The organism is Ornithinibacter sp. (assembly GCF_035443565.1).
Classification (GTDB): domain Bacteria; phylum Actinomycetota; class Actinomycetes; order Actinomycetales; family Dermatophilaceae; genus Fodinibacter.
In genome coordinates this window covers 1-2,524 of record NZ_DAORSO010000233.1, presented here as the reverse complement: position 1 = coordinate 2,524, position 2,524 = coordinate 1, and the positions used below count along the sequence as shown (strand labels likewise).

Here is a 2,524-nt window from a genome sequence, read left to right as displayed (position 1 = left end):
TCGCCCGGGAAGCCACCGCCCTGACCCACGGCAGCGAACTCGGGCTCGACGTCACGAGCGCGGCGGTCGTCCTCACGGCGTGCTCCCTGACGGCCGATGACGTGCTCGGAGGGCTCCGCACCGGCGTGGATGCCGCGCGCGGGCTCGGTGTGGAGGCGCACCTCGTCGGCACCCTCGACCGGGCCATGGCGGATGCCGTGGGCGTCGCCTCGCCCGCCACCCCCAACCCCACCACGCGCGCCTCCCCCGCCGGGCCGTCGCTGGACACGCTGCGTTCGCTGGCTCCGGACCCGACGTCGCTGTCGGCGCTGGCGGGCGGTCTGTACGTCGCCGCCACCCACGCGGAGCCGGAGCGCTTCCGCGACGCCCTGGAGCTCGCGGCCCGGGCACCCGAGGGCGCCGCCGTCGCCGCGGTCGCCGGGGCGCTGCTCGGAGCCGCCCACGGGGCGTCGCGGCTCCCGGTGGACCTGGTCGCTCGCCACGAGCTCGCCTGGCCCCTCGACGTGCTCGCACGGGATGTGGTCGCCCAGCTCAGCGACCCTCCCGGTGGCTCGGAGTACGTCGAGGCGCGCGACCCCCTGTGGCAGGCGCGCTACCCGGGCTGGTGATCACGACCCTCGACGTCGGCGTCAGCGGCTCCCCCGCGACCACGGCCGAGTCGCTGCCGGCATCCGAACCGGAGCACCCTCAGGCCGAGAGCTCCAGCCGCGTCACGGCATCCTCGGGCCACAGCACGTCAGATTCGCCGTCGTCCCACCACGGCTCATCCGGCTGCGACAGCTCCAGCTCGTCCCTGGCCCACCGTCGTTCCTCGGGATCGTCGCCCTGGATCGCAGCGACCAGGCTGCGCAGGCGCTCAGGTGTCAGAGGTGGCGGATCGTTGGCGGCCCGTTCCGCTCGAAGCCGTTCGAGGTGCCGGTCGTAGCTGCCCGGGTCGAGGTCCCAGACGACGAACCGTCCGCGCTCGTCGGGGGTGCGCCTCACCTCGGCGATCAGTCTGCGGCTGTGGACGAGCGTGTGATGTCTCTGGCAGAGCAAGGCGGCGTTGTCGACGTCGGACAAGCCACCATCCGCCCAGTGCACGACGTGGTGGGCCTTGGTCCAGGCCGCGGGAGCAGCGCATCCCGGGTACGTGCACGCCCGGTCACGCCGCCACAGTCGGCGCCGCTGCGCCCGGGTGAACAACCGCACGACCCGGCCGAGGTCGAGGTCCTCTCCCGCACTGCCGAGGACGTGGGGAATCAGGGCCGCGTCGCAGGCCACCCGGCGCAGCACCTCCGGCGACAGGATCGTGCCGGTCGCGGTGGACCCCATCACCTCACCGCACCCGGTTCGCGCCTCCAGGTCGGCCAGCGGAATCATCACGTGCAGCGCCGCCGACGTCCCGGCCGCGCCGTCGCGGCCGCCCGACTCATCGGCATCGACCGCCGACGACCGACGGCAGACCTCTGCGAGGGCCTCGACTCGGCGCCGCCCCGCAGGTCGGAGGTCGCGCTCGCCGGTCTCGGCGTTCGGGGCCGGTGCGCTCAGCGGACCGATGGCCGCCTCCAGCGCGGCAGCCTGCTCCGGAGTCATGAGCAGCAGGTACTCGGTGAGGTCACCGGACTCGACGAACGGTTGCGAGAGCCGTGCGGACGGAGCCAGCCGCTCCTGCAGGTCGTCGAGAACGCCAGCGTGCCCGTACTCCGCGAGGAGCCGGGGCCGCAAGCGACGCATGAGGCCCGGGCCCCACTGGACCCCCAGCTCGAGGAGCGCGTTGACGACCGTCGGCTTCGCCTCCTCCCTCAGCAACGGTGCGAGCCTGTCGAGCTCGCGCATCGTCGCACTCGCCAGGCCGGGCGACACCGAGCCGTCCGCGACGCCCGCCCACACGATGCCCACCGTCGACTCCGGGTCGACCTCTCCACCCTCCGGCCGGAACTGCGCACCGGCGGGCACCACCGCGGTGGCCACCCGGGCGACGTCGCCGGCTCCACCCTGGCGCAGCGACGGAGCGTGGTCGCGAACCCACGCGTGGGCGTTGACGCCCTCCTCCGCCACCTGGCCGCGGCGCACCGCCTCGACGGTGATCGTCACGCGAGCGGCCGCAGCCTGGGCGGCCACGCCGTCGACGGCCGACATGAGCTCACCGAGCTCCGGACCCGTCGCCTCGTACAGGACGTCGGCAAGCCCCACCAGCGCCTCACGGGCAGCCGCGATCCGGGAGCGTCGCTCCTCGAGTCCCAGCGGTTGCACGTCCATGGATAGACACTAATCGAACATCCGTACCTCCTCAAGTCGACGCGCCGGGGCTGTGGACAACGCCCCGAAGGGCCCGAGACCGGCACCCGTGCTGTCCCGCCACGTCGGCCCCGTCACCGTCCGCGTGCGCGATCGGGGGTTCCACGCCACCATTTCTCTCGTGACCACCGGGGAGGCGAGCGACACCACGGCTGGCCACCCGGCATCCGACCAGCTGTGGCGCCTGTGGTCGGGTTCCCAGCGGCTCTGGCCGGACCCGACTGACGGACTCCCCCGGATCCAC

The 2,524-nt window shown here is 73.7% G+C and carries 2 protein-coding genes; one reads left to right on the top strand and one right to left on the bottom strand.

What is annotated here, in order from left to right; translation table 11 throughout:
• Positions 1 to 608, top strand: a 608-nt coding sequence (locus PLL68_RS13795) for an ADP-ribosylglycohydrolase family protein (protein WP_324535038.1), incomplete at its 5' end; no start/stop codon positions are given.
• A gap of 79 nt (positions 609 to 687) precedes the next feature.
• Here PLL68_RS13795 and PLL68_RS13790 read toward each other — a convergent pair.
• Positions 688 to 2,241 (bottom strand): HNH endonuclease signature motif containing protein, encoded by a 1,554-nt coding sequence (locus PLL68_RS13790; protein WP_324535036.1) that lies wholly within the window; start codon positions 2,239 to 2,241, stop codon positions 688 to 690.
• Between the last annotated feature and the right edge of the window lie 283 nt (positions 2,242 to 2,524).